Genomic DNA, 24,610 nt, shown 5'->3' on the forward strand with positions numbered 1-24,610 from the left:
AGAGTGGCAAGGAAGCGACCATGGGAATTTTTCTCACGCCAGAATTTCAGGAAGAACGTTTAAAAGCACGCATCAACGACAAAATTTTGTGTAAGGCAGCGATGTCCATTTTTGCCGGGCTTCACGGCGATTGCCTGGGTCGATTTACTTATAAGAAGCGAGTCGGTTTACCTGGCATCGGTGCTTCTGATGGGGCGCGCTGCATAGTATTTTTCAATGATGGGAAGAATCTTTACTTTTTTGATATGTATTTAAAAAGCCAGCTTTCGAAGAAGAAAGGCAAAGAGTTAGAAGACGATGAAATTGATGCCTATTGCAGCATCGCGCGAGATTTCATTGCTATGCCCGACGAGCTAATCGAGGCGTTAGTTAAAGCTAGAGAGTTGATTGAGGTAAACTGTAATGACTGATCGTTTAAAAAAAATCCAGAGCATGGCGCAACGTTATAATCAGCTTGGCGCAGTGAAAGATGAAACAGTTGCCGAAATTAACGCTGCTATAGAAGCGCGTAACATTCCTCCAGTACGTACGATGAGTGGTATAGAAATTAAAGCAGTGCGACTGCGCTGGAATATGTCGCAAGCAGCGCTGGCGTTAACCACCGGAATGTCTGTGGAAAGCGTATCCAAGTGGGAGCGCAACGAAAGCAAGCCAAACAAAGCGGCATTACGCATTCTCAACACGATTGAAGATAAAGGGCCAGCCGTCTTTATCCTCTGAATAATAAAAGCCCCATTGGGGCTTTTAGGCATACACCCGACTCAACGCTCATCAAACGGCACGCCGCCTTTCGACTTATGATGTTTTGGCGTTTCGATGATGGAAACCGTTACTGAATTAGCATCGATCTCAAACGAATCAGCCACCGCCGCGGTGACGGCTTTTAACAACTTCTTTTTCTGCTCAATCGTGCGACCTTCTGCCGCATACACAACGATTTCTGGCATCTCTGCTGCTCCATAAAGTAAACGTTCGTTTTCAGCATAGCGCAGCAAAAGCACTGCGCGCAGCGTCAATTACCCGTCTTTGCCAGCAATCTGTGTTGAAATGTGTATTGTTATGTTATAACGTAATTAACTCACCTAATTTGTAGCGGCTTCAGTCGGAAATCTTAATGAAATCAATGAAAAATTTGCTTATCGCTTCGGCGTTAGGCCTGGCTTCTTACGCCTCAATGGCGGCTGAACATCAGGATAAAACGGTGCGCATTGCGGCACCGTTTGAAATCAAAGGCGCCGATCCCGCACTCTCCGGCGACATTTTGTTGCGAATGGATGTGGTGGAAACGCTGGTGGAAGTGAACGAACGCGCCGAGCCCATTCCGGCGCTGGCGCAAAGCTGGCAGGTGTCGGCAGATGGTTTGCAATGGCAATTGAATTTGCGTCCCAACGTGCGCTTCCATGATGGATCGCCATTGGATGCGGCCGCGGTGGTGAAATCACTCAACACCGCGCGCAGCAAGGCGGGGCTGCTGGATAAAACGCCGATCACCGCTATCAGCGGGGAAGGGCAACGCGTCACCATCACCTTGAGCGAACCATTTACGCCGCTGCTTTCGGTTTTAGCAGAGAGCCGTTCCCAGATTCTGGCGTTGGCTAGCTGGGATGTGCAGGGCAACATCACCCGCATCATCGGCAGCGGCCCGTTTATGCTGACGTCATTCCAGCCACCGCAATCGCTGGCAGTAAAACGTTTTGAAGATTACTGGGGCAAAAAGCCAGCGATTGCGGCTGCCAGCTATCTCTCTTCCGGGCGCGCCGAAACACGCGCCTTGCTGGCGGAAAGCGGCGACGCGGATTACGTATTCAACCTGGATGCTGCCAGCCGTCAGCGTTTAGCGCGCAAGCCAGCGCTACAACTGCCGGCCATTCCGGTGCCGCGCACGCTGATGCTGAAACTCAATGCGGGCGATCCGCTGTTAGCCGAACAGCCGGTGCGTGCAGCGATCAGCATGGCGATTGACCGTAACGCGCTGGCGATGGCGGTATTGCGTTATCCGGGCGCGGCCACTCAGTTATTCCCGCCGAATATGGGTGAATGGCACAACAACGCACTGCAACCGTTGCAATTCAATCCGCAGCAGGCGGCACAGCAACTGCAGGCGGCGGGTTGGAAAATGGGTGCAGATGGCGTGTTAGCACGTAACGGCCAGCGCTTTAGTGTGACGCTGCTGACCTTCCCCGATCGTCCCGAACTGCCGCTGATGGCGATGGTTATCCAGCAGCAGCTGCGCAAAGTCGGCATTGAAGTGAAGATCAACTCCACCAACGCCAGCGAAATTCCGGCGCAGCATCACAGCAATCGTCTACAACTGGCGCTGTTTTCCCGCAACTTTGCACTCACGCCTGATCCCACCGGCACGTTACTGCAGGATTATGCGGAAAAGGGCGGCGACTGGGGCGCGATGAACTGGCATCCGGCCGGTTTTAGCGCGGCGTTGCACACCTTAACGCAATCCACTGACACGGCAGAACGTGCGCAGGCGCGTAACCTGATCACTGCCTCGTTACAGCAGGATCTGCCAGTGATTCCGATTGCCTGGTATCAGCAATCGGCCGCGATTAACAGCAAGCTGAAAAACGTCACGCTCGATCCGTTTGAACGCCACTTTGGTCTGCGTCAGATGGAGTGGGAGCAATGATGTTCAAACTACTTGGCTGGCGCGTAGCGCAGGCAGCTTTTGTGGTGTTGGCGGTGGGATTACTCACCTGGTTTTTGGTGCAGTCCTTGCCCGGCGATATGGCATGGCGTATTGCCAGCGGTCGTTATGGCTACGATCGTGTGGATGCCAGCGCGGTGGCGCGGGTGCAGCAGGAGCTAAGTGACTCGCTGCAGCAGGGCAGCGCGTTGCTGCACTGGCTATTCGATCTGCTGCAGTTCAACTTTGGTCGTTCGCTGGTCTCCGGCGAACCGGTGATGGATGAACTGCGCTGGCAGCTGAGTCAAACGCTGGCGCTGGCAGGTTCATCGCTTTTCCTGACGATACTGTTCACCTTGCCGCTGGGCATTTGGGCGGGATGTCACGCCAATGGCAAGCTCGACCGCGCGTTATTCTGGCTGAGCGCACTGCTGAAATCGGTGCCGCATTTTGCGCTGGGCATGCTGCTGATTGTCCTGCTGGCGCTGCAGCTCGATTGGCTGCCCAGCGCCGGGCACGGCGAGCTGCGTCATTTTCTGTTGCCATCGTTGACGCTGGCATTGTCGTTAACCGCGGTGGGCGTGCGCGTGGTGCGTGAAGCCACGTATCAGGTTGTCAACTCGGGCTATTACCGCTGGGGCGCGCAGAAAGGATTAGCGCCCGCAACGTTATTGCGTCGTCATGGATTGCGCAACCTCGCATCGCCGGTATTGACCTGGTTCGGCATGCAGTTTGTCTGGCTGGTGGAAGGCGTGGTGGTGGTAGAAACGCTGTTTGCCTGGCCTGGCATTGGTCACGCGCTGGTGCATGCCATCTTCGCCCGCGATGTGCCGGTGATTCAGGCCAGCGCCATGACGCTCGGACTGCTGTTCGTGCTGCTGAATATGCTGGTGGATGCGGGTTGTCATCTGCTTGATCCCAGAGGAGCGCGCGCATGACAATTTCATTTTCGCGTCTTATCGGCCTGCTGCTGTTGTGCTTGCTGCTTGGTTTCGCCTTCCTGCTGCCCCTGATTCATCATGGCGACCCGCTGGAACAGGATCTGCTGCAAATGCTGCACGCGCCGAGCGGCGCCAATCTTCTCGGGTTTGATCATCTTGGTCGCGACATGCTGCCGCGCCTCAGTGCCGCGTTGCGCCTTTCGCTGGGTCTCGCGGCGCTCTGTGTGATGAGCGCGCTGCTGGCGGGCGTGCTGGCTGGCGTATTCAGCGCACTGTATGGTGGCTGGCTGGATCGTCTGCTCAGCATGCTCGGCGATATGTGTCTGGCGCTGCCGGGATTGCTGCTGGTGCTGCTGTTAGCGGCGATTGCGCCGGATTCTCCCGGCATGTTGTGGCTGGGGATTTCGCTGGTGCTGTGGGTGGAGTTCTTCCGCGTCACGCGCGCAACCCTGCGCCCGATTGTGCAGGCACCCGGCATGCAGGCCTCAAAGTTGCTCGGTTTTTCGGCGTTCTACCGTTTCCGCCGACACCTGTGGCCAGCGTTAGCGCCGGTATTAACCACGTTGACTCTGTTCTCGTTCAGCAGCGCCATCATGGCGGTCTCTGCGCTTGGTTTTATCAGCGTCGGCGTACGTCCGCCGACGCCAGAACTGGGATTGATGATGACCGAACTGCTGCCGTTTGCCTGGGAAGCACCGTGGCTGCTAATGCAGCCGGTAATCGCGCTGTTTCTGCTGTTGATCAGCCTGAATCTGTTAATGAAAGAGGAGCGTAAATGAAAGGATTACAGGTTATCGGCATCAGCGTCACAACCGCCAGTGCCACGCTGGTGGAGCCGGTTGATTTAACCCTGCAGCCCGGACAACCGCTGACCTTGCTGGGTGAAACCGGTTCAGGTAAAAGCCTGCTGGCACAAGCGGTCATGGGCATTTTGCCTGACGATTTACAGTCCAGCGGTACGCTAATCATCAACGAACAGCGTTTTACCCTGCCGCAGGATGCCGGATTGTTGCGTGAATTATGGGGCCGCACATTAGCGTCGCTGCCGCAGGAGCCGTGGCTGTCGCTGGATCCCACCATGTCAGTGCTGCAGCAGGTTGCGGAAGGCTATCGTTATGTACGCGGAAACGCGAAATCCACCAGCGCACTGTCGGCCCAGCGCGATTTACAGCAGCTTGGTTTACAGGACGCGGCGCCGCGTTTTCCGTGGCAACTCTCCGGCGGGATGGCGCAGCGCGCCGCCTTTGCCGCCGCACGGGCAGGTGGCGCGGAGATACTGATTGCCGATGAACCAACCAAAGGGCTGGATGTGGCGCGTCGTGATGAAGTAGCCGCTTTGCTGCGCCGGGAAGTGGCCGACGGCGGCACACTGCTCACCATCACCCACGACATCGCGCTGGCGCGCCAGTTGGGCGGTGAGGTGATCATGATGCATAAAGGCAAGGTGATTGAGCAGGGCAGGGCGGAACAGGTGTTACATGAACCGCAGCAGCGCTATACGCGTGAATTACTCGCCGCCGATCCCACCGCCTGGCCTGCACGGCAACAAACCGTTATGGGCAGTAAACCGGTGGTGAGCGCTGAGGGCATCCGCTTGCAGCGCGGCGGTAAATCGCTCGGCGTGCCGCAAGACTTCAGGCTGCACGCCGGGGAAATCGTTGGATTACACGGTGCCAGCGGCAGCGGTAAAAGTAGCTTTGGCGATGTGCTGCTCGGCCTGCTAACCCCGCAGCAAGGCAAGGTGACGCGGCATGCGGCGGTCGATGGGCTGAAATACCAGAAGATTTATCAGGATCCGTCTGCGCTGTTCCCACCGACCCGCACGCTGGCGCAAAGCCTGGACGATGTGTTGCGCCGTCATCGCATCGCCTCCACGCGGCGGGATGCGCTGATGGAGCAATTGGCGCTGACGCCGGAACTGCTGACGCGTCGTCCCGATTCACTGTCGGGCGGCGAGCTGCAGCGCTTCTCGCTGTTACGCGTGATGCTGCTGGATCCGGTATTTCTGTTTGCCGATGAACCTACATCGCGTCTGGATCCGCTGGTGCAGCAGCAAACCATCCAGCTCATCACCTCGCTGGCGCGCGAGCAGCAGTGCGCGGTGTTACTGGTGAGCCACGATCGCGATCTGCTGGAAAAGGGCACGCATCGTATGATCGCGATGGAGGCAGTCGCTTAACGTTCTGGCGGCTGGCTGTCGCCGTGACCGAGTGAACGCTGCATCACTACGGTATCCAGCCAGCGGCCATGTTTGAATCCCACTGATTTCATTACACCGGTGTGCTCAAAACCGAGCGCCCGGTGTAATCCCAGCGATCCGGCATTCGCGCTATCGCCAACAATCGCGATAATCTGGCGAAATCCCGCCGCTTCTGCCAGCGCAATGGCTTTTTGCAACAGTGCGCGACCAATGCCTCTGCCGGTTTGCTGCTGATCGAGGTAAATCGAATCCTCCAGCGTGAAGCGATAGGCATAACGCGGGCGATACGGCGCCAGATAGCAGTAACCCAGCACCTGATCATCCTCCTGCGCCACCAGCCAAAAACCGCCGCGCTGCTGCACATCCTGCACGCGTTTCAGCATTTCGCTCGCCGAAGGTGGTTCAGTTTCAAAGGTCGCGGTGCCGTGTAGCACATGCCAGGCGTAGATTTTCTGAATGGCAGCGGCGTGATGAGGTCGGGCGGGAATAATGTCCATATGTTCCTGATTCTTAGCGGCGAAAACCACAGCATGCCACCGCGCCGCACGCGAATCATCGGATTTAATAATAGGAAATTCTGATGGTCACTCTGCAATTCCATAGTGGCGCCATTTATGGCGACCTGACCCACCGACACTCAATTCTGCTCCGACAACTGCACCGCCATGGTATCCGCCTCTAAGGCTTCGAACACATGCGGTTCGTCAGCGGGATAGCAAATGTAGTCGCCGGGATGCAGTTCGACCGGCGCATCGCGCGGCCCAACCAGCGCCCGGCCACGCGCGATAATCACATGCTCCACCGAGCCCGGCGGATGCGGTTTTGAATCGCGCGGCGCGCCCGGTTGGCTGGTGACCAGATAGAGATCGCGGCGTCCGCCGGGCGGGCAACTTGCCAGCAAAGCTGCCTGATAATCCGCCATCTCCGCCGAGACGATCATGCCTTCGCCACGGCGAATTACCTGCAATCGCTTCACTTCCGGCTCCATCAAACGCGCGAAAGGAATGTTCAGCGCCACACACAGCGCCCACAACGTTTCAAGGCTGGGATTGCCATTGCCCGCTTCGAGCTGCGACAGCGTAGATTTGGCGATACCGGCGCGACGCGCCACCTCTGTCAGTGAAAGCCCCGCGCGCTGACGTTCGCGCAGTAATCCGACAGCAATAATATCAATTGGCGTGGTCAAACCCTCTCCTGTTCTTTATATCGAACGCTTTGTTCGTCTTGTAAAACGATTCTGGCGCGTTCATTATAACGGCTTTCCTGTTCGATATGAGATCAAATTGTGATGCGTCTGGGTGCAGTACCGCTTGATCGCGGAGTAATAAAAGCCATTTTCCTGGTTTGTCTTGCCGACGGCATTGTCGGGCTCTCTTACGGTTCGCTGGCGGCAGCGGAAGGGTTTCCGCTGTGGGTGCCGATTGCGCTATCAACGCTGGTGCTGGCGGGCGCGTCGGAATTCCTGTTTATCGGCATCGTGGCTGGCGGCGGCAGTCCGTTAACGGCGGCGGCGGCGGGTTTGCTGGTCAACGCGCGTCATCTGCCGTTTGGCATTGCGGTGAAAGACCTGGTTGGTAAAGGCAGCCGCAGTTTGTTGGGATGCCACATCATGAATGATGAAAGCGTGGTGTTTGGTATTTCCCAGCCAAAACTGGCGCAACGTCGCGCCGCGTACTGGATTTGCGGATTAGGTATTTTCACCATCTGGCCGCTGTCGGTCATTGGCGGTGCGGTGATCGGGCGCTTTATTCCCGACGTATCGGCCATTGGTCTGGATGCGGTGTTCCCAGCGATCCTGATTGCCCTGATATTCCCGGCGCTGCGTCAGCGTCGTACGCTGATCCCCGCTACGCTCGGCACCACGCTGTCTGTGCTGGCGACACCGTTTGTGCCAGCGGGCATGCCGGTGCTGTTTTCACTGCTGGGATTACTGAGCTGGCGGGAGTGTAAAAATGCAAAATAATCTGATCATTGGCGGCATCGCGCTGCTGGCGGTAGGCACTTATGCGATTCGTTTCGCCGGTTATCGCCTGGGCAGCCGCATGCAGATGTCGGATCGCGCACGCAATATGCTATCCGATGCAGCCACCGTTTTGCTGCTGGCGGTGGCCGTTACCACCGCGCTGTTTGAAGGCACGCATTTTGCCGGCGTGGCGCGCATCGCCGGCGTGCTGTTTGCGGTGTTTCTGGCCTGGCGCCGCACACCGTTAATCCTGGTGATTATCGGTGCCGCGCTAATGACCGCGTTGCTACGTTACTTTGGCGTGCCCTGATCGCGCCAGGTTTGCGCACGTAATTCATATACCAAACTGGCGGGCGCGCCCGGAACATCGTGAACCTGGCCGTAACAGCGCAGTCCCGCCTTTTCCAGTACCTGCTGTGATGCAATATGATCCTGACGCACCGCCGCATCAATAACCGGAAGCTGGCATTCATCGAAGCCATAAGCGATAACCCTTCGTGCAAACTCGGTGGCATAACCTTTTCCCCATGCCTCTTTCGCCAGACGATAGCCAAGATTATTTACCGGCTTGCCAGCAAACTCGCGCACCGATAAACCACCAAATCCGATAACCTCATCCGGCTGTTCCCGCAGGCAAATTGCCCAGTTACCAAAGGGAAAGGATTGCCAGTGCGCCAGCCAGCGATTTAACACTTCTTCTGCAAAGGCTAAATCGGGAAACGGACCCGCCGGATTGAACATGTTGGTTTTAGGATCGCCATAGATGGCAAACAGGCGCTGAACATCGGTGGGTTCAACCGGACGAAGAAACAAACGTGATGAAGTGAGTTGCATTGTCGTAACCTTTTGTAGCCGAGATCGGCGTTATCTTCCTGATGAGTTTTGTTACTGTGATACTCCACGGATTACTAGCATAGAGGAAAACGTATGAAACCGCGTTTAGCCCGCTGTGATGAAACGGCCACGTTGTGGCGCATCCGCAACCTTGCCATTCGCCACGGTTGCCGGGCCGTTTATCCCGCTGATATTATCAGCGCATGGACACCCGATGCGTTACCGTCCGGCTATTTCGAGGCGGTCAGAAGCCATCCGTTTTATGTGGTTGAGGATGCTGAATATGGCGTGGCCGCGACCGGATTTCTCGACTTGCACAACGGCAGCGTTGAAGCGATCTTCACGCTGCCCGCCTGCAACGGCAAAGGTTATGCCAGCGCCATCATGCAGGCAATCATCGATGAAGCGCATCAGCGGGGTTTTGATAAACTGACGCTCGCCGCCACGCCCAACGCGAGCGGCTTTTATCTGCGCCACGGTTTTCGTGTAGTGCGTGAGACGCTTTATCCCTCGGCGCTGGCACAAGCCGATCTTCCCTGCGTAGAAATGGTACGCGAGCTTTAAGGCTAAAATGAAAAAGAGTGAAAACAACAAGGACGACGCGCATATGGTCATTAACTGCGTGGCGTATCGCCACGGTAAGCGTGAAGAGCATGTCGACATCGCTGATATTAGTGAAGTATTAAAAGAAGAGAAATCCTTCGTCTGGATGGGTTTGTACCAACCCGAACCGGCCTTTATGCAGACGCTGCAGCAGGAGTTCAGCCTGCACGAACTGGCAATAGAAGATGCGCTGGTAGCGCATCAGCGACCAAAGATTGAGCAGTACGGTGATTCGGTATTTATTGTGGTAAAAACCGCGCACATGGACGATTTGCAGCGCATCACCTTCGGCGAAACCCACTTCTTTCTTGGCAAAAACTTCCTGATCACCGTGCGTCACGGATCATCGGAAGGTTATGCCGACATCCGCACCAAAGCCGAAAAGAACCACGCATTACTGTGTGAAGGTCCGGGTTATGCGCTCTATTGCATCCTCGATTTCATCGTCGATAACTACAGCAAAATCACCGAATCACTTAACGATCGCATTGGCGGGCTGGAACAGGGCATGTTCACCACGCGTTTTGACAGCGACGCGCTGCAAAACGTTTATCATCTGCGCCGTGAACTGCTGGCGCTACGCAATGCGGCGCTGCCGGTGACGGAAATCTGCCAGCAGCTGGTGCGCTTCCACGAAGATATCATCCCGAAAAATCTGCGCGCCTATCTGCGTGACGTACAGGACCACGCGCATCACGTGATGATTGATGCGGAAGACATGCGCGAAATGCTCACCAGCGCGATGCAGGTGAATCTGGCGCTGGTGTCGGTGCAGCAAAGCGAAGTAAACAAAAAGCTCGCCGGTTGGGGGGCGATCCTGATTGTGCCCACCATCATTTTCAGTATGTACGGCATGAACTTCCCCGATATGCCGGAGTTGCACACGCACTTTGGCTATCCCGCCGTGGTGGGCATTACTGTTGTTATCTGCTGCGTGATGTGGTGGCGGCTGAAAAAGGCCGGTTGGCTTTAACCGCTGAATGCCTGCATTTTTTACCACTTCCTGCGATCTGGAGCGAAAGATGTCCTTTAATATTGGTCTGCTGCTGTTCCCCAACCTCACGCAACTCGATCTCACCGGTCCGTGGGAAGTGTTTGCCCGCATGCCCAACGCTAACAATTATCTGATTTGGAAAGATCGCCAGCCGGTGATGTCGGATCGCGGTCTGGCGATCGTACCCACCGTGACCTTTACCGATTGCCCGCAACTCGACTTGATCTGCATTCCCGGCGGTCCCGGACAAATTGCGCTGATGGACGATGACGAAACGCTGGATTTTGTCCGTCGTATGGCGGAGAACGCAAAGTGGATAACTTCAGTGTGTACCGGTTCGCTGGTGTTAGGTGCTGCGGGATTGTTGCAGGGATATCGCGCGACGTCGCATTGGGGTTCGCTTGATCAGCTGAGCTTGCTCGGTGCCACGCCGGTAGCCGAACGCGTGGTGCGCGATCGCAACCGCATCACTGGCGCGGGCGTCACCTCGGGCATTGATTTTGCGTTAACCGTAGCGGAAGAGCTGCTTGGACGTGAAATCGCAGAAAATATCCAGCTGCAGATGGAGTACGATCCGGCGCCGCCATTCCATTCAGGTTCACCGCGCAGCGCCTCGCCGCAACGTTTGGCCGAGGCAAAAAGCCAGATGCAGGATTTTATTGCTCGCCGACGTGCGGCGACAGAAAGTGCCGCTGCACGGCTCAAGCGCGAGGAGTGAAAGCTGGCGATTTCAGCCTGAAATCGCCACGGTTGTTACTGCTTAATGTGCGCTGGCAGTAGGGCGCACGGTGATTTCACTGGTATCCACTTCGCCAGGTTGATCGATGGCCCAACTCACCGCGTTGGCAATCGCTGCTGGCTGGAGCGCGATCTGGCGATAGCTTTTCATCGCTTCACGCGCGGTGCTATCGGTGATGCTATCCGCCAGTTCAGATTCGACTACGCCGGGATTGATCACCGTAACCCGCAGATGTTGCGACTCCTGACGCAGGCCATCGGAAATCGCGCGTACGGCGAATTTAGTGGCGCAGTAAACGGCGGCGGTCGGCGAAACGGTTAGCGCGCCAACCGAGGCGATATTAATAATGTGACCAAACTGCTGCGCCTGCATGGTCGGCAGCACCGCCGCAATGCCATACAGCACGCCGCGAACATTGACGTCGAGCATCAAGTCCCATTCATCGACTTTCATTGAACTCATGGGTGACAGCGGCATGACGCCGGCATTGTTGATCATCACATCAATACGGCCATATTTTTCCCGCGCAAAATCGGCCAGCTGCTGGATATCAGCGCTTTGGGTGACGTCGGTAGCGAGATAATCCACGTTCGCGCCGCCAAAGCGCAGCGCTTCACTTAACGCTTGCAGACGATCGGTGCGGCGCGCGCCAAGCACCAGTTGATGACCTTGCTGCGCCAGATGACGTGCAATACCTTCGCCTATGCCGCTGCTGGCACCTGTCAAAATAATCACTTTCTTCGCTGTGTTCATGATGCATTCCTCGTTGAATTGACGAGGCTATTGTTGATAAATCACGCAGTGCGCAACAGACCGGATTGTGGCGCATCTTTGCCTGATCCTCTCGCGTGCATTGTGCAAACAGCAGCTTGATGGCTATGCTTTGCCTGAATATCTCAGTGGAAATTATTTATGTCGCAATCCGTGCAACAGCGCACCTGCGCTTTACTCAGCCAGCTGGCGCGTCAGGAAGGCTATACCGAATCACTGCTTGATAGCGTGCGCTTTATGCGTGCCGATCGGCAGTGGGCGCGTACGCCGGTACTGTATGAGCCGAGCATCATTATTATTTGCCAGGGATCGAAGCGAGCTTTCCTCGCCGACAAGATGTATCGCTATGATGCGCAGCACTATCTGGTGTTGTCAGTGCCGCTGCCGTTTTCTGCCGAGACGGAAGCCACATCAGAAGAGCCGCTGCTGGGCATCGCGATTCGTCTGGATGTTGCCATGGTGGCGCGGCTGGTGGCGCAGCTGGCCAGCAGTGAATCGGCGGTAACCGCTGCGCCGGCGGGCATCATCTCCACACCAATCAATAAAATCCTGGCGGAGAGCACACTGCGTTTACTGGAAGCGTTGAGCGATCCGCTTGAAGCCAAAGTGTTGGGGCCCGCGCGGGTCGAAGAGATCTGTTTTCGCGTATTAATGGGCGAGCAGGGTGGCGCGGTGCGTGCAGCGTTAACTTATCAAGGCCATTTTGGTCGTATCGCGCGGGCTTTGCAGCGCATCCATGCCGACTGGCGTCAGCCGCTGGATGTACCGCATCTGGCGAATGAAGCCGGGATGAGCGTGCCGCGCTTCCATCTGCATTTCAAAACGGTGACGCAAACCTCGCCGATTCAATATCTAAAATCGCTGCGATTGCATCAGGCGCGTCTGATGATGATCCGCGACAATCTTACCGCCGCAGGTGCCGCAGCGCGCGTCGGCTATGAAAGTGATTCGCAGTTTAATCGTGAGTTCAAAAGGCTGTTTGGTCGCAGTCCGGCAGAAGAGGCGCGGGAGATGAGGCGGGCGTTTGAGTTGTTACCGCCGGAGCAGCTGTCCGGCCGATTACAGGCGCATTAGCTTAGCGAATGCTCATGATGGCGACGACCATCAAAATCCAGAATACCGCGCAGCCGGTAAACATCATTTGCCAAACTACACGGCGTTCAACTGTCAGAAAAGAAGAGAAACGTGAACGTAAAATCGATTGCATAGCGACCTCAAATCAGAATTTAAGAAGAAAGTTTGTTGGCTGAAGTAAGAAATCCCTGTCAGCGAATCAGACTATTCTGTCTTTTATCTGGTAATGAAATCGACGAGACCAGTCTTGTTTTTGGTCTGGAATGTAAACCATAAATAAAAGAAAAGCCGCACAGGGCGCTGATCCCTGAGCGGCTGAACACTACGCATTTACTCGCTAAACGTTGCGCGTCACGCCACCATCAACACGAATATTCTGAGCGGTAATATAGGCTGCGCCAGGCGAAGCCAGGAAGGCGATGGTCGCCGCCACTTCTTCAGACGTGCCGTAACGCTGTAATGGCACGCTATCCTGACGTTCACCGGTTTTCGGCAAGCTGTCGATCCAGCCAGGCAGCACATTGTTGATGCGGATGTTATCGGCCGCGTAGGCATCAGCAAAGATTTTGGTGAAGGATGCCAGGCCGGCGCGGAACACCGCCGAGGTCGGGAACATATCGGTTGGCTCAAACGTCCACGCGGAGGAGATGTTGATAATGCTGCCGCCGCCTTGTTTCTGCATAATTGGCGTGACCAGACGCGTGGCGCGTACCACATTTAAAAAATAGGTTTCCATGCCAAGCTGCCACTGCTCGTCGGTTAACGCCAAAATCGGCGCGCGCGGACCATGACCGGCGCTGTTCACCAGCACATCTATTCGGCCCCAGCGCGCCAGCGTTTGATCCACCAGCTTCTGCAGATCCGCTACCGACTGATTAGAACCGGTCACGCCCAAACCGCCCAGACGCTCCGCCAGCGCTTCACCTTTGCCGGAGGAGGAGAGGATTGCCACTTTATAGCCATCGCTTGCCAGTTTCTCAGCTGCTGCTGCTCCCATTCCGCTGCCACCGGCGACGATTATTGCAACTTTTTCTACTGTCATCATTGATCTTCCTGTTAATTAAAAATCGATTAAAACCAGTATAAAAGGTAATTTTGGCAGCAGAGAGTCAGTCTGTTTGCCAATTGACGATAGGAAAACTACAGGATGAGTCAGGGATTCAGCGAACTACCGCCGCTCAATGCGTTGAAAGTGTTTGAAGCGGTGACGCGCCATCTTAACTTTCGCCTGGCGGCGGAAGAGTTAGGCGTCACACAGGGCGCGGTGGCGCAGCAAATTCGTGCTCTGGAAGCCAGCCTTGGACTGAAATTGTTTGATCGATTGCCGCGCACGCTGGCGCTGACCGGCGCGGGTGCGGGCTATGCGGTCAGCATTCGTCAGGCATTTGAATTGATCGATGAAGCCACGCGCACGCTGCGACCAGAACCGAATCGCTTAACGCTGAGCGTTACACCTACCTTTGCCAGCCGCTGGATGCTGCCGCGTTTACCGGGCTTTACCACCGCATGGTCGGATATCGATCTGCGCGTGTTGGCTTCTGAGCGGCTGGTGCAGTTTCATCATGAAGGCGTCGATTTAGCGGTGCGTTATGGCAGGCCACCGTTTGGCGCGGGTCTTGATGCCACATTGCTGTTTAGCCAAACGGTATTAGCGGTGGTGAGTCCTGCGCTGTTAGCCAAGCTTGGCGATCCGGCTGCAAGCGACAACTTTCAGCGCTACGCCTTGTTGCACGATGGTCACCATCTGTGGCCAGCATTTCTCGCGTTTACCTTCCCGAATTTATCGCTGCATCATCAGCATCACCTGCGTTTCAATCAAACCGCGCTGGCGCTGGAAGCGGCGATTAGCGGGCAGGGTATTGCGCTCACCAGCCCGCATTTCGTGCAGAACGATCTCGCCAGCGGACGGTTGGTGCCCGCGTTTACGCAGCAAATGACCCTGGATGCCGGTTGGTATCTGGTGTGGCCGCGCCGTCCGCGCCAGCAGGCGCCGGTGATGGCGGTGCGCGATTGGCTTTTATCGCAGGTTAGCGGCTGATATTTGTTCAATAACGAAATCAGTAAAACTGATGATCCACGCAGGATCATGAATGTTATAACTGCTTAATGATGCAGACATGGGGTTTTATCCTGTCAAGGCAGTGAATTAGCAAAATATTGCGAAAATTCAGCAAGTAAAGCAACGGATTGCGCGTTGCATTCTGCCGGGGGGTGTGAATAAATACGGAGTCAATTTTAATAAAAATGCCATAAAGGCCAGGTTTACGCCTGAAAAAGATCTTTGCATATGACCGATTATAAAGATGTTTTAGCCAGGGACATCAGCGCCAAAAGTGAAAGCATGCAGGCGCATCTCATCGCCATCCGCCGTGATATACACGCGCATCCGGAGCTGGGTTTCGACACCGTCCGCACCGCCCACATCGTTGAGCAGGAACTGCTGCGCCTGGATCTGACGCCGCAAACCGGCGTTGGCAGAAGTGGCGTGATGGTTGATATTGTCGGCGCGCATCCCGGTAAAACCGTGCTGTTACGCGCGGATATGGATGCGTTGCCAATCCACGAACAAACCGGCTTACCTTTCAGCAGCCAATATCCCGGCAAAATGCACGCCTGCGGCCACGATATTCACACCGCGACGATGCTCGGCGTGGCGGCGATAGTGCCGCACTATCGCGCGCAGCTGCATGGCACGTTACGTTTGATTTTCCAGCCAGCAGAAGAGACGCCCGATAGCGGGGCCGAAGCGATGATCGCTGATGGCGCGGCAGATGGCGTCGATCTGGCCATCACGCTGCACAACAAACCGGAACTGGCCGCCGGTGAAATCGGCTTAACGCGCGGCGCCAGCACCGCTTCCAGCGATGAGTTTGATGTGGTAGTGCACGGTAAATCAACGCACGCGGCCCGTCCGCACATGGGAACCGATCCGATCATTGCTGCCGTCAATCTGGTAAGCCAGCTGCAAACCATTATTTCGCGCGAACTCGATCCCGCCAATTCAGCGGTGCTGACCATCGGCCATATTCATGGCGGCACCACTCACAATATTATTTCCGATAGCTGCCTGATTCAGGGCACAGTGCGCGCCAAATCACCGGCGGCGCGTGCGCACATTGAAGAGGCGTTCAAACGTATCTGCGCGGGCGTCGCGCTGTCGCTGAATGTGCGCGTTGAGGTCAATTATCAGCGCGGTGTACCGCCGTTGATGAACGACGATGCGTTGATTGATGTGCTGGAACCGATTTTGTCGCACCAGTTTGGTAAAGCGATCATCGCCAAACCGAGCGCCAGCTTTGGTGCCGAAGATTTCTCGCTGTTTACCGAGCGCGCGCCAGGTTGCCAGATCCACATTGGATCCGGCGCACCGGGACGCGACGACCATCTGCACAATTCGGATTACCAACCCGACGAGCGCAGTATCCATGCCGGCACGCAGGCATTAGCCCGTTTAGCCATTGATTTACTCTCAAAATAACGAACTTCGAGGTTTTATGATGATGCGTAAAGGACTGTTTACCGCTTCTGTGGGCATGCTGCTGCTTGCCTCTTCTGCTCTGGTGCAGGCAAAAGATTTTGGCACGCTGAAATTCGCCACTGAGGCCGCTTATCCGCCGTTTAACCAATCTACGCCGAACGGCAAAATCGTCGGTTATGAGCCGGATATGGTGGCTGAAATCGCTAAACGAGCCGGTTTCAAATACGAAATCGTGGCACAGAAATGGTCCGGTATGATTCCGGGTTTAGTCGACGGCAAATATGACGCGGTAATCGATGCCGTGACCGTCACGCCGAAGCGTGAAGAAGTGGTAGATTTCTCCCGCCAGTACACCGTCAGTGTTTCAGGTTTCGTCACCCTGAAGGGCAGCGCGGTTGATACTTTGCCAGGCAATGGCGAAGTGGTGCTGGCGGATGACGAAGCCGCGATGACCAAATCTATTGATGCGCTGAAAGCCAAATTCAAAGGCAAAACCATCGCGGTACAGGTTGCCACCATTCAGGCGGACTTCCTCAACAAATATCTGGCGGATGTGGCGACGATTCGCACGTATCAGGCCGGCCCGGAAACCTTCGCCGATCTGCTGAATGGCCGCGTTGATGCGGTAATGGCATCACGCACTAACCTGAATGCCTATGTGAAAAAGCATGCGGATACGGTGAACAGCACTGGTTACGGTTTCTCGGGCGGCGTGTTGGGCCAGGGTTCCGCTATCGCGATTCAGAAAAACAATCCGGAGCTGAAAGCGGCGCTGGATTCGGCGTTAAATTCCATGATCAAAGATGGCACGCTGAAGCAGCTGTCTGAAAAATGGTTCGGCGAAAACGTCGCACCTAAAGAGTAATTCCAGGCGCTTATGGCTATTGATTGGCAAATCTTAGGTTTTGGTGACGAAGGTTGGGGCGGCGTGTTGCTTAACGCCGCCACGGTGACCGTCACCGTTTCTTTATGTGCATGGCTGTTGGGCGCAATCCTTGGCAGCCTGCTGTGCTGGATGCAGATTGGTGGCGGGCGCTGGCAGCAGCGGCTCGCCAACGGCTACATCACGCTGTTTCGTGGTGTGCCGGAGCTGCTGGTGATCTACCTGTTCTATTTTGGTGGACGTCAGGTGGTGTCGTTTGTCGGGGAAAGTCTCGGCTTGCAAGGTCCGTTCGACGTGAACGGCTTTGTCGCCGGCGCGATTGCCATTGGCCTGATCTCCGGCGCATATCAAAGTAGCGTGTTCCGCGGTGCATTTTACGCGATCCCGAAAGGTACGCTGGAAGCCGCAACGGTTACGGGCATGGGCCGTTTGATGCTGTTCCGCCGCATGATCGTGCCACAGGCGCTGAAAACCGCGCTGCCGGGCATGGGCAATCAGTGGCAATCGGTGATCAAGGAGTCGGCGCTGGTTTCGGTCACTGGTTTGGTGGAAACCATGAACCAGATCTCCACTGCCTCCAACTCGACGCAAATGCCGTTCTTCTTCTACAGCGTTGGTGCGGTGATCTATTTGATGATCACCACCTGTTCCGATTTTGTTTTCCGCTATGTGGAAAAAGTGGCCATGCGCGGGCAACAACGCGCGCGGTTGTAAGGAGCCACGATGGATGTCACTTTCCTGCAGCACACCTTAGCTGCACTGCTGCGCGGCCTGCCGCTGACGCTGAATCTGGCGCTGCTGTCACTGTTGGGCGGCGGCGTATTGGCGCTGCTGCTCAATCTGCTGCGGCAGAACCGCTTTGGTAGCTACGTTACGCGCTTTTATGTCTGGGTGTTTCGCGGCACGCCGCTGCTGATTCAGATCTTCATGATCTATTACGGCCTCGGCAGCTTGCCAGCGGTGCGCGAAAGCGTGCTGTGGCCGCTGCTGCGCGATCCTTATTGGTGCGGTTTGATTGCATTAATTCTTAACGATGCGGCTTACACCTCGGAGATTCTACGCGGCGGGCTAAACGCAGTGAGCGTGCAGTCGCTGGAAGCCGCCAAAGTGAGCGGTATGTCGCGCTTCACCACGCTGCGCCGCATTACGCTGCCGCTGGCGGTACGTCAGGCATTACCGGCTTACAGCAATGAAATTATCTCGATGATCAAATCGACCTCGCTGGTCAGCACCATCAGTTTGATGGAGATGACCGGCATCGCTGATTCAATCGTCTCTGAGACCTTCCGCGCGCTGGAGGTGTTTATTAGCGCGGCGATTATCTATCTGCTACTGACCGTGCTGGTGAGTAAAGCGGTGGCGCTGCTGGAGCGCCGTTTGTCCCCTTATCACGTTGGAGCACGTCCATGAGTAAACCCACTATCGCCCTGAGTCATCTCAGAAAAAGTTATAGCGGGCACGAAGTGCTGCACGATATTAGCCTGACGGCCCAGGATGGCGACGTGATTTCGCTGATTGGTGCCAGCGGCTCTGGCAAGAGTACCTTATTGCGCTGCATTCCATTTTTAGAAGTGCCGCAGGGCGGGGAAATCGCGGTGGGTGACGAAGTGGTCACTATCGATAATCCCGATGAGAAGTTGAGCCGCGAGCAGCAGCGCCGTATCAAGCTGATGCGTATGCAGCTCGGTTTTGTCTTCCAGGGTTTCAACCTATGGCCGCACAAAACCGTGCTGCAGAACATCATCGAAGCGCCAATTCATGTGCAGAAGCGCAGCAGTAAAGAGGCGATTGAAGAGGCCGAAGCGCTGCTGCAAAAAGTGGGATTGTACGAGAAGCGTAACGCGTGGCCATCGCAGCTCTCGGGTGGTCAGCAACAGCGCGTGGCGATTGCCCGTGCGCTGGCGCAGCAGCCGAAAGCCATTCTGTTTGATGAGCCAACCTCCGCGCTTGATCCTGAGCTGGTAGGCGAAGTGTTGCGCGTGATTCGTAGCCTGGCGGAAGAGGGGCGCACCATGATCATCGTCACACACGAAATGGGCTTTGCACGCGATGTCTCGAACAAAGCGGTGTTCCTGCATCAGGGCAAGATTGAGGAAGCCGGTTCGCCGCAGCAGGTGTTCAGCGATCCCCTTTCCGCGCGCTGTCGCGCATTTGTGAGTAGTCACTTACAGCGCAATAGTTAACAACAGTTTCATTTCCCTTCGCACCAGCAACGAGAGTGAGCTGGTGCATTTCTTCTGCGTCTCATGTTTTACCTAAATTTCTTCCCAATTGCAGCCATTGCTCTAGCAACGGGTGGTCCGGATAGCAGCAACCACGCGCCAGGCACACTTCTGAAAACACGCGACGACCGGGAAAAGTCGTTGAATCCCTCTACGGCGCGGGTTAAAACGTTTGACTTTAGTCAGGCCTCCTTTTCTGGAGTACTTCTTTACTGCATAACCACGGAACTCTATGCCGCACACTTACCGACCATGGATGAAAAGGTATTGGCTGGTCTGGCTGCTGTTAACGCTGATTACCTTGATAGCGTTATTTACCGATCAAATTTTGCAGCAGCAGCGTGTCGGCGAGGCGCAATTTAATCAGCAGTTTAATCGTCTCGCCGCCTATCAAACGCAGAATGAAACGCTGTTGCCGCTGCTGAATGGCGATGAGAAACTCGCCTCTTTGCAGAGCAAATTCCCCCAGCTTGTCCTGTTGGAACACACCGTAAATCGTCCGTTAACCGCGCCGCGTTTTGAAGAAGTGAGCGGTGGTCGCTATTGGCTCTACAATCCTTACCGCCAGATTCGCATGCTGATCGATTTGCATTTTGCCCTGCAAACCTCGGATGTGGCGCTGGCGCTGGCTTTTCATATCCACGCACCGCCCGCCATGCAAACGGTGAACTATTCGGACACCGCGCGCTGGCAATGGCAGCGGCCGTTCATCAATCACTATCAGCCATTCTTGCTGAAAGGCAGCGCGAATCCCGACTGGCGTGCGCTGCATGCGTTGCCATTTATGCTGGCGCTGCTGGCATGGCTGGTAATTGGCGGTTTAGGCTGGTGGCTGCTGCGTCACTGGCGTCAGCACGTGGAGATGCGCCTGCGCGCGGACTATTTCCAGCGGACGCGACGTGAAGCATTGGGCGAGTTTACCGCTGGCATCATTCATGAAATTAATCAGCCGCTGACAGCCATCAACACCTGGCTGCACAGCAGTGAGCTGCTGCTGAAACAGGGCAAGTACGAGAATCTGCCGCAGGCGCTCAACGCGATGAACCTGCAAACCGAGCGCCTCGCGGCGTTGCTGCAACGCTTTCGCGACATCGTGAGCGAACGTCCGGTGGCGATGACCGCCGTGAATCCGGAAGCCATCTGGCGGCGCGTGACGGTGCTGCTGCAACAGGAACTGGATGACGGCGATGTCACGCTGCGTCAGCAGTGGCAGCACGGTCAGGCAAAAGTATTGAGCGATCCCCAATGGCTGGAACAGGTGTTCCATAACCTGTTGCAGAACGCCATTCACATGCAGCAAGGACGTCCCGATGCATGGGTGAACATGGCATCTGAACCTATTCCTCACGGCATCAAAATCATCATTAGCGATAATGGTCCCGGCTTCTCGGCGGAAGGATTAGCGCAGGCTTGCATGCCGTTTTACAGCTCGCGCGCTAACAGCATGGGATTAGGCATGACGCTGGTCGAGAGTTTGATGTTACGCATGAACGGCCAGCTGCGGCTGGCAAATCGCGCTGCAGGCGGCGCGGAGATTACCTTAATTTTCCAACTGGCGGAGTAACGGAATGGTCGCAAAGGTTTGGTTAGTGGATGATGATTTATCCGTGCGAGAATCGCTCGGTTTTCTGCTTAAGACGCTGGATTACGACGTGGCCGATTTTGCCGATTTGGCCACATTTGAAGCGGCTACGCAGGCGCAACAACCGCTGCGCGGCTGTTTGCTGTTGGATGTGCGCATGCCGGGCATTAGCGGTCTGAGTTGGCTGGCGGAGCAGGGCGATCGCCATCCGCTGCTTCCGGTGATCATCATGACCGGTCACGGCACCATTGATGCCTGTCGCCGCGCATTTCGTCAGGGCGCTTTTGAGTTTTACACCAAGCCGCTGGAGATAGAACCGCTATTGGAGACCATTCATTTGGCATTCAGCGAAAGTGAGCAGCGTGCCGATCGCTGGCAGTCGCAGCAGGGTTTGCAGGCGCGGTTTGCGCTGTTATCGGCGCGTGAAAGTGAAGTGATGCAGTTGATGATTGCCGGGCAAACCAGCAAAGCGATCGCGCGTGATTTATCGCTTTCGCCGCGCACCGTGGAAGCGCATCGCGCGGCGGTGTTTGCCAAGCTGGAACTCAATAATCTTGCACAGTTGATTCACGCCTGGCAGCAGTTGAACCAGGTATAACTACCTGGCCGAACGGGTAATCGCCCGAATATTTCTTTTGCCCGCCGCGCTTTACAGTGTCACTCACTATTAAACAGGAGTGACACATGAACATCCGCCTTTCTCTGATTGCCGCTGCGGCGGCCCTGGTATCCTTCGGCAGCCACGCTGCATTAACCGAATCCAACCTGTCCCTTGCTGACGCACAGAAGCTGGCGAGCGCCGCGATTCAATCGTGTGCGGCGAAAAACTACAACGTCACGGTGACCGTGGTGGATCGTGCTGGTTTGGTGAAAGCGGTGCAGCGCATGGATAACGCCGGTCCACACACCGTTAAAGCCAGCCAGATGAAAGCCTATACCGCGCTGAGCACCAAAAACCCAAGCGGTAAAGTGATGGAAGCCGCACAGAATAATGCTGGTGCGCAGAACATGCGTGATATTCCAGGCTTCCTGCTGCTGGCGGGCGGTGTGCCGGTGAAAAGCGGCGACCAGGTGATTGGCGCAATCGGCATCGGCGGCGCACCGGGCGGCCATTTGGATGAAGCCTGCGCGGTGGATGCGTTGAAAGTCATTAAGTAATACGCACCAGGTCGTCATTGATGGCGACCTGGTTAGTTACGGCGCGACAGTGCAAAACAGACTAGCGGCATCGGCGAGGTAAACAGCAGCAGTTCGACAAGCAACCGTGCCCGACCGCGTGCCTGTGACAGCATAATTAGACAGATAGCGATTGTCGGCGTTGAGGCAAGCAGTGCTAGCGAAAATCTATTGCGAAATCATACTAAAGGCCCGCCGCAACGGGCCAAAGGCGTTAAGCGAGGATGCGTTCAGCCCAGGATTCAATCTCGTCGCCGCTGCCGATATCCAGCTGCACCAAACCGTTGGTGATGAAGGTTGGTGAAACGTGGATACCGTTTTGCCGCGAGTATTTGCTGTGCCATTTGATCTCATTCTGCAGCTCGGCACGCAGAAAAGGTTCGCGCGCGTTAACGCCGCTGTATTGCTCCAGACGATCGAGAATCTGATTCGGCGTGGCATCCATATTCGGGCCGTGGCTATGATCGGTAAACTCGAACTCTTCACGATGATCCGCCACCGCCTGCAGCACCTTTTTGGCGGCTGCTTTGCCCTCCGGCAAGGTTGAGGCGGCAAGGATGTAGCGCACAATCACGCCGGAATACATATGCCACGGCTGTGATTGCAAACGAATTTTTAATGTCATCTTCTCTTCGCCTACCCGTTGCAGCAACGCGTCCAGCTTGTTGAATGCGCGCACGGAAAACGGGCAGGTGGGTTCCAGAAATACTTCGAACACTTTCGGGCCGTGGCCCCAAACCAGCGGATCGGCGTGTAATGCGATGGATTGGCTCATGGTCATTCCCTGTTGCAGCGATAAAAGTTGTCTTACTTTGGCAAAGCGCGGCGCGGACAGCCAGCGTGGGCTTGTGCTTTTTTGTTACAAAGCCATTCGATTGCTGCAAATGTGGCGCAAGAAAAATCGTTTTATAGATCCGCGAGCTACAAGAAACTCAGCCTGCAACCGCCTTGCACAGAAAATAAGCGGCTATAGTTAATCCTGTTTCAATCTTCTTACTTGTAGCATTTTTGATTCATTTGCCTGGAGCCAAACGTTAAGAGCATCGAGGTTCAATGTGTTTGCCAATCTCTCCTGGAAAATCATTCATCAGGTTCTTAATGAAACCATTGCCGAGTTAATGGATGAACACCAAACGCTGGACGTTCCCACTTTGCGCGAGCGGCTGCTAGAGATGGCGGAAAGCGAATCCGATGAACTTATGGTGTTGTGTTACTGGCAAGCGAGCAAAGTGCTGACGCGCTTGCCGCCCACGGTGACCGCCAGCCAACTGATTGAAGAGGCGCGCCTCGCGTACCGCACGCCGCTTAATCACGATCCGCTTTAACCCTTGATGCTTTTCGGCGGTTTAATCGCGTTAAAGCGGCTAAGTGACGGATTAATGGTCAAGAGCGGGAAACACGCTCTGCTAGACTTGCCCTGTCAAAAACGTGGATACAGAGGACAGTAATGAAAATCAAAAGTTATGCCGCCTTGAACGCGGGTGAAGCGCTGGTGCCTCATGAGTATGAAGCCGGTGAACTGGCTGCTGAAGAGGTGCAGGTTGAGGTCGATTACTGCGGTGTTTGTCACTCAGATTTGTCGATGATTGATAACGAGTGGGGCATCTCCTCGTTCCCGGTGATTGCCGGCCACGAAGTGATTGGTCGCATCAGCGCGTTAGGCGATGCGGCGCAGAATAAAGGCTTGAAAGTGGGCCAGCGCGTGGGCATCGGCTGGACGGCGAAAAGCTGCCAGCACTGTAATGCCTGTATCAATGGCGAGCACGTTAACTGTGAGAACGGTTCGGTGCCAACCATCATGAACAAAGGCGGTTTTGCCAGCCATCTGCGCGCCGACTGGCAATGGGTGATCCCGCTGCCAGAAGCGATGGATTACACCTCGGCGGGTCCGCTGCTGTGTGGCGGCATCACCGTGTTCAAACCGCTGTTGATGCATCATGTCACCGCCACCAGCCGCGTCGGCGTGATCGGCATCGGCGGCCTGGGCCACATGGCGATTAAATTGCTGCGTGCAATGGGTGCGGAAGTGACGGCATTCAGCTCCAACGCCAGCAAAACCGAATCAATCAAAGCGATGGGTGCGGACCGCGTGGTAAATAGCCGCGACCCGCAGGCGCTGAATGCGCTGGCCGGTCAGTTTGATTTGATCATCAGCACGGTGGCGGTGGATCTTGACTGGGCACCGTACTTCCAGGCGCTGGCTCCGCACGGTAAATTCCACACCGTCGGCGCAGTGATGAAGCCTTTTGAAGTGCCGGCGTTCAGCCTGATTATGGGCGATCGCGCGGTGACCGGTTCCTCTACCGGTTCGCCAGGCCAGCTACGTTCACTGATGAAACTGGCGTCGCGTGCGGATATCGCACCGCAGGTGGAAGAGTTCCCGATGTCTAAAATCAATGAAGCGCTGGATCACGTACGCGCGGGTAAAGCCAATTACCGCGTAGTGTTGAAAGCCGATTTTTAAATCTCAATGACCAGATCGCCATAAATGGCGATCTCAGGCCGTACGGTG

At 55.6% G+C, this 24,610-nt stretch carries 31 protein-coding genes; 23 read left to right on the forward strand and 8 right to left on the reverse strand.

From position 1 onward, the window contains the following. The first annotated feature begins 20 nt into the window (after positions 1-20). Positions 21-410 (forward strand): type II toxin-antitoxin system RelE/ParE family toxin, encoded by a 390-nt coding sequence (locus ACYAC5_RS20075; protein WP_462063234.1) that lies wholly within the window; start codon positions 21-23, stop codon positions 408-410. Beyond that, positions 403-720, forward strand: coding sequence for a helix-turn-helix domain-containing protein (locus ACYAC5_RS20080; protein WP_277975150.1), 318 nt, complete (start codon positions 403-405; stop codon positions 718-720). Before ACYAC5_RS20075 ends, ACYAC5_RS20080 begins: the two co-directional genes overlap by 8 nt. Before the next feature lie 41 nt (positions 721-761). Here ACYAC5_RS20080 and ACYAC5_RS20085 read toward each other — a convergent pair whose 3' ends face one another. Then, the gene (locus ACYAC5_RS20085; protein WP_110867041.1) at positions 762-947 is read right to left on the reverse strand and encodes a tautomerase family protein; all 186 of its coding nucleotides are present in this window, start codon (positions 945-947) and stop codon (positions 762-764) included. 167 nt (positions 948-1,114) lie between these two features. Here ACYAC5_RS20085 and ACYAC5_RS20090 point away from each other — a divergent pair, with 167 nt between their 5' ends. The 4 genes from ACYAC5_RS20090 to ACYAC5_RS20105 are packed head-to-tail and all read left to right on the forward strand — an operon-like array spanning position 1,115 to position 5,758. After that, positions 1,115-2,641: an ABC transporter substrate-binding protein gene (locus ACYAC5_RS20090; RefSeq protein WP_462063236.1), complete on the forward strand. Its 1,527-nt coding sequence runs from the start codon at positions 1,115-1,117 to the stop codon at positions 2,639-2,641. After that, the gene (locus tag ACYAC5_RS20095; RefSeq protein WP_462063422.1) at positions 2,641-3,576 is read left to right on the forward strand and encodes an ABC transporter permease; all 936 of its coding nucleotides are present in this window, start codon (positions 2,641-2,643) and stop codon (positions 3,574-3,576) included. The genes ACYAC5_RS20090 and ACYAC5_RS20095 overlap by 1 nt, the downstream gene beginning before the upstream one ends. Beyond that, a complete protein-coding gene (locus ACYAC5_RS20100) occupies positions 3,573-4,358 on the forward strand; it encodes an ABC transporter permease (RefSeq protein WP_101761154.1) in 786 nt (261 codons plus the stop codon). Before ACYAC5_RS20095 ends, ACYAC5_RS20100 begins: the two co-directional genes overlap by 4 nt. Next, positions 4,355-5,758, forward strand: coding sequence for an ABC transporter ATP-binding protein (locus ACYAC5_RS20105; protein ID WP_462063238.1), 1,404 nt, complete (start codon positions 4,355-4,357; stop codon positions 5,756-5,758). Before ACYAC5_RS20100 ends, ACYAC5_RS20105 begins: the two co-directional genes overlap by 4 nt. On the opposite strand, the gene ACYAC5_RS20110 is transcribed toward ACYAC5_RS20105, so the two are convergent. Both ACYAC5_RS20110 and ACYAC5_RS20115 read right to left on the reverse strand, forming a co-directional pair. After that, complete coding sequence (locus ACYAC5_RS20110) at positions 5,755-6,276, reverse strand: GNAT family N-acetyltransferase (RefSeq protein WP_309837193.1); 522 nt, start codon at positions 6,274-6,276, stop codon at positions 5,755-5,757. The genes ACYAC5_RS20105 and ACYAC5_RS20110 overlap by 4 nt on opposite strands. Positions 6,277-6,416: 140 nt before the next feature. Then, positions 6,417-6,965, reverse strand: coding sequence for a helix-turn-helix domain-containing protein (locus ACYAC5_RS20115; RefSeq protein ID WP_061719009.1), 549 nt, complete (start codon positions 6,963-6,965; stop codon positions 6,417-6,419). A gap of 102 nt (positions 6,966-7,067) precedes the next feature. On the opposite strand from ACYAC5_RS20115, the gene ACYAC5_RS20120 reads away from it, so the two are divergent. Both ACYAC5_RS20120 and ACYAC5_RS20125 read left to right on the forward strand, forming a co-directional pair. Further along, the gene (locus ACYAC5_RS20120; protein ID WP_462063239.1) at positions 7,068-7,742 is read left to right on the forward strand and encodes an AzlC family ABC transporter permease; all 675 of its coding nucleotides are present in this window, start codon (positions 7,068-7,070) and stop codon (positions 7,740-7,742) included. Next, positions 7,732-8,052 carry an AzlD domain-containing protein gene (locus tag ACYAC5_RS20125; RefSeq protein ID WP_008109204.1) on the forward strand — a complete coding sequence of 107 codons (321 nt, stop codon included), beginning with the start codon at positions 7,732-7,734 and terminating at the stop codon, positions 8,050-8,052. The genes ACYAC5_RS20120 and ACYAC5_RS20125 overlap by 11 nt, the downstream gene beginning before the upstream one ends. On the opposite strand, the gene ACYAC5_RS20130 is transcribed toward ACYAC5_RS20125, so the two are convergent. Beyond that, positions 8,034-8,576, reverse strand: coding sequence for a GNAT family N-acetyltransferase (locus tag ACYAC5_RS20130; RefSeq protein ID WP_462063240.1), 543 nt, complete (start codon positions 8,574-8,576; stop codon positions 8,034-8,036). The two genes, ACYAC5_RS20125 and ACYAC5_RS20130, sit on opposite strands and share 19 nt — an antisense overlap. Positions 8,577-8,669: 93 nt before the next feature. Between ACYAC5_RS20130 and ACYAC5_RS20135 the strand changes: the two genes are divergently transcribed. From ACYAC5_RS20135 to ACYAC5_RS20145, 3 genes are read left to right on the forward strand one after another with little or no spacing between them, the layout of a single operon-like run. Next, a complete protein-coding gene (locus ACYAC5_RS20135) occupies positions 8,670-9,140 on the forward strand; it encodes a GNAT family N-acetyltransferase (RefSeq protein WP_462063241.1) in 471 nt (156 codons plus the stop codon). 43 nt (positions 9,141-9,183) lie between these two features. Further along, entirely contained in the window at positions 9,184-10,152 is a 969-nt protein-coding gene (corA, locus tag ACYAC5_RS20140; RefSeq protein WP_101761767.1) for a magnesium/cobalt transporter CorA, read from the forward strand. A 49-nt stretch (positions 10,153-10,201) separates the two neighbouring features. After that, complete coding sequence (locus ACYAC5_RS20145; RefSeq protein ID WP_217547720.1) at positions 10,202-10,891, forward strand: DJ-1/PfpI family protein; 690 nt, start codon at positions 10,202-10,204, stop codon at positions 10,889-10,891. 42 nt (positions 10,892-10,933) lie between these two features. Here ACYAC5_RS20145 and ACYAC5_RS20150 read toward each other — a convergent pair whose 3' ends face one another. Further along, positions 10,934-11,665, reverse strand: a complete 732-nt coding sequence (locus ACYAC5_RS20150; protein WP_462063242.1) for an SDR family oxidoreductase — start codon at positions 11,663-11,665, stop codon at positions 10,934-10,936. Positions 11,666-11,824: 159 nt separating this feature from the next. Between ACYAC5_RS20150 and ACYAC5_RS20155 the strand changes: the two genes are divergently transcribed. Further along, a complete protein-coding gene (locus ACYAC5_RS20155) occupies positions 11,825-12,757 on the forward strand; it encodes an AraC family transcriptional regulator (RefSeq protein ID WP_462063244.1) in 933 nt (310 codons plus the stop codon). Position 12,758: 1 nt separating this feature from the next. On the opposite strand, the gene ACYAC5_RS20160 is transcribed toward ACYAC5_RS20155, so the two are convergent. Together ACYAC5_RS20160 and ACYAC5_RS20165 are read right to left on the reverse strand one after the other, a co-directional pair. Further along, positions 12,759-12,890 carry a hypothetical protein gene (locus ACYAC5_RS20160; protein ID WP_255421535.1) on the reverse strand — a complete coding sequence of 44 codons (132 nt, stop codon included), beginning with the start codon at positions 12,888-12,890 and terminating at the stop codon, positions 12,759-12,761. Between the two features lie 204 nt (positions 12,891-13,094). Beyond that, positions 13,095-13,799 (reverse strand): SDR family oxidoreductase, encoded by a 705-nt coding sequence (locus ACYAC5_RS20165; RefSeq protein ID WP_309837880.1) that lies wholly within the window; start codon positions 13,797-13,799, stop codon positions 13,095-13,097. 105 nt (positions 13,800-13,904) lie between these two features. Between ACYAC5_RS20165 and ACYAC5_RS20170 the strand changes: the two genes are divergently transcribed. The 9 genes from ACYAC5_RS20170 (at position 13,905) to ACYAC5_RS20210 (ending at position 22,080) form a co-directional block, all read left to right on the forward strand. Beyond that, complete coding sequence (locus tag ACYAC5_RS20170; protein ID WP_462063246.1) at positions 13,905-14,795, forward strand: LysR substrate-binding domain-containing protein; 891 nt, start codon at positions 13,905-13,907, stop codon at positions 14,793-14,795. A gap of 249 nt (positions 14,796-15,044) precedes the next feature. Further along, positions 15,045-16,235, forward strand: coding sequence for a M20 metallopeptidase family protein (locus ACYAC5_RS20175; RefSeq protein WP_462063248.1), 1,191 nt, complete (start codon positions 15,045-15,047; stop codon positions 16,233-16,235). A gap of 16 nt (positions 16,236-16,251) precedes the next feature. After that, a complete protein-coding gene (locus tag ACYAC5_RS20180; RefSeq protein WP_176970607.1) occupies positions 16,252-17,100 on the forward strand; it encodes a transporter substrate-binding domain-containing protein in 849 nt (282 codons plus the stop codon). A gap of 12 nt (positions 17,101-17,112) precedes the next feature. Next, complete coding sequence (locus ACYAC5_RS20185) at positions 17,113-17,832, forward strand: ABC transporter permease (protein ID WP_280173289.1); 720 nt, start codon at positions 17,113-17,115, stop codon at positions 17,830-17,832. 9 nt (positions 17,833-17,841) lie between these two features. After that, positions 17,842-18,528 (forward strand): ABC transporter permease, encoded by a 687-nt coding sequence (locus ACYAC5_RS20190; protein ID WP_061719022.1) that lies wholly within the window; start codon positions 17,842-17,844, stop codon positions 18,526-18,528. Beyond that, complete coding sequence (locus tag ACYAC5_RS20195) at positions 18,525-19,301, forward strand: ABC transporter ATP-binding protein (RefSeq protein WP_064741357.1); 777 nt, start codon at positions 18,525-18,527, stop codon at positions 19,299-19,301. The genes ACYAC5_RS20190 and ACYAC5_RS20195 overlap by 4 nt, the downstream gene beginning before the upstream one ends. A gap of 295 nt (positions 19,302-19,596) precedes the next feature. After that, positions 19,597-20,904 (forward strand): sensor histidine kinase, encoded by a 1,308-nt coding sequence (locus ACYAC5_RS20200; RefSeq protein ID WP_462063251.1) that lies wholly within the window; start codon positions 19,597-19,599, stop codon positions 20,902-20,904. A gap of 4 nt (positions 20,905-20,908) precedes the next feature. Next, the gene (locus ACYAC5_RS20205; protein WP_350262235.1) at positions 20,909-21,520 is read left to right on the forward strand and encodes a response regulator transcription factor; all 612 of its coding nucleotides are present in this window, start codon (positions 20,909-20,911) and stop codon (positions 21,518-21,520) included. Between the two features lie 86 nt (positions 21,521-21,606). After that, a complete protein-coding gene (locus ACYAC5_RS20210) occupies positions 21,607-22,080 on the forward strand; it encodes a GlcG/HbpS family heme-binding protein (protein ID WP_462063254.1) in 474 nt (157 codons plus the stop codon). Between the two features lie 232 nt (positions 22,081-22,312). Here the strand turns inward: ACYAC5_RS20210 and ACYAC5_RS20215 are convergent, their stop codons facing one another. Then, entirely contained in the window at positions 22,313-22,873 is a 561-nt protein-coding gene (locus tag ACYAC5_RS20215) for a thioredoxin (RefSeq protein ID WP_192414726.1), read from the reverse strand. Between the two features lie 280 nt (positions 22,874-23,153). On the opposite strand from ACYAC5_RS20215, the gene ACYAC5_RS20220 reads away from it, so the two are divergent. Both ACYAC5_RS20220 and ahr read left to right on the forward strand, forming a co-directional pair. After that, entirely contained in the window at positions 23,154-23,423 is a 270-nt protein-coding gene (locus ACYAC5_RS20220; protein WP_192414728.1) for a hypothetical protein, read from the forward strand. Positions 23,424-23,545: 122 nt separating this feature from the next. After that, the gene (ahr, locus tag ACYAC5_RS20225) at positions 23,546-24,562 is read left to right on the forward strand and encodes an NADPH-dependent aldehyde reductase Ahr (RefSeq protein WP_008108001.1); all 1,017 of its coding nucleotides are present in this window, start codon (positions 23,546-23,548) and stop codon (positions 24,560-24,562) included. The last annotated feature ends 48 nt before the right edge of the window (positions 24,563-24,610 follow it).

Source organism: Pantoea sp. y20, from assembly GCF_054903455.1.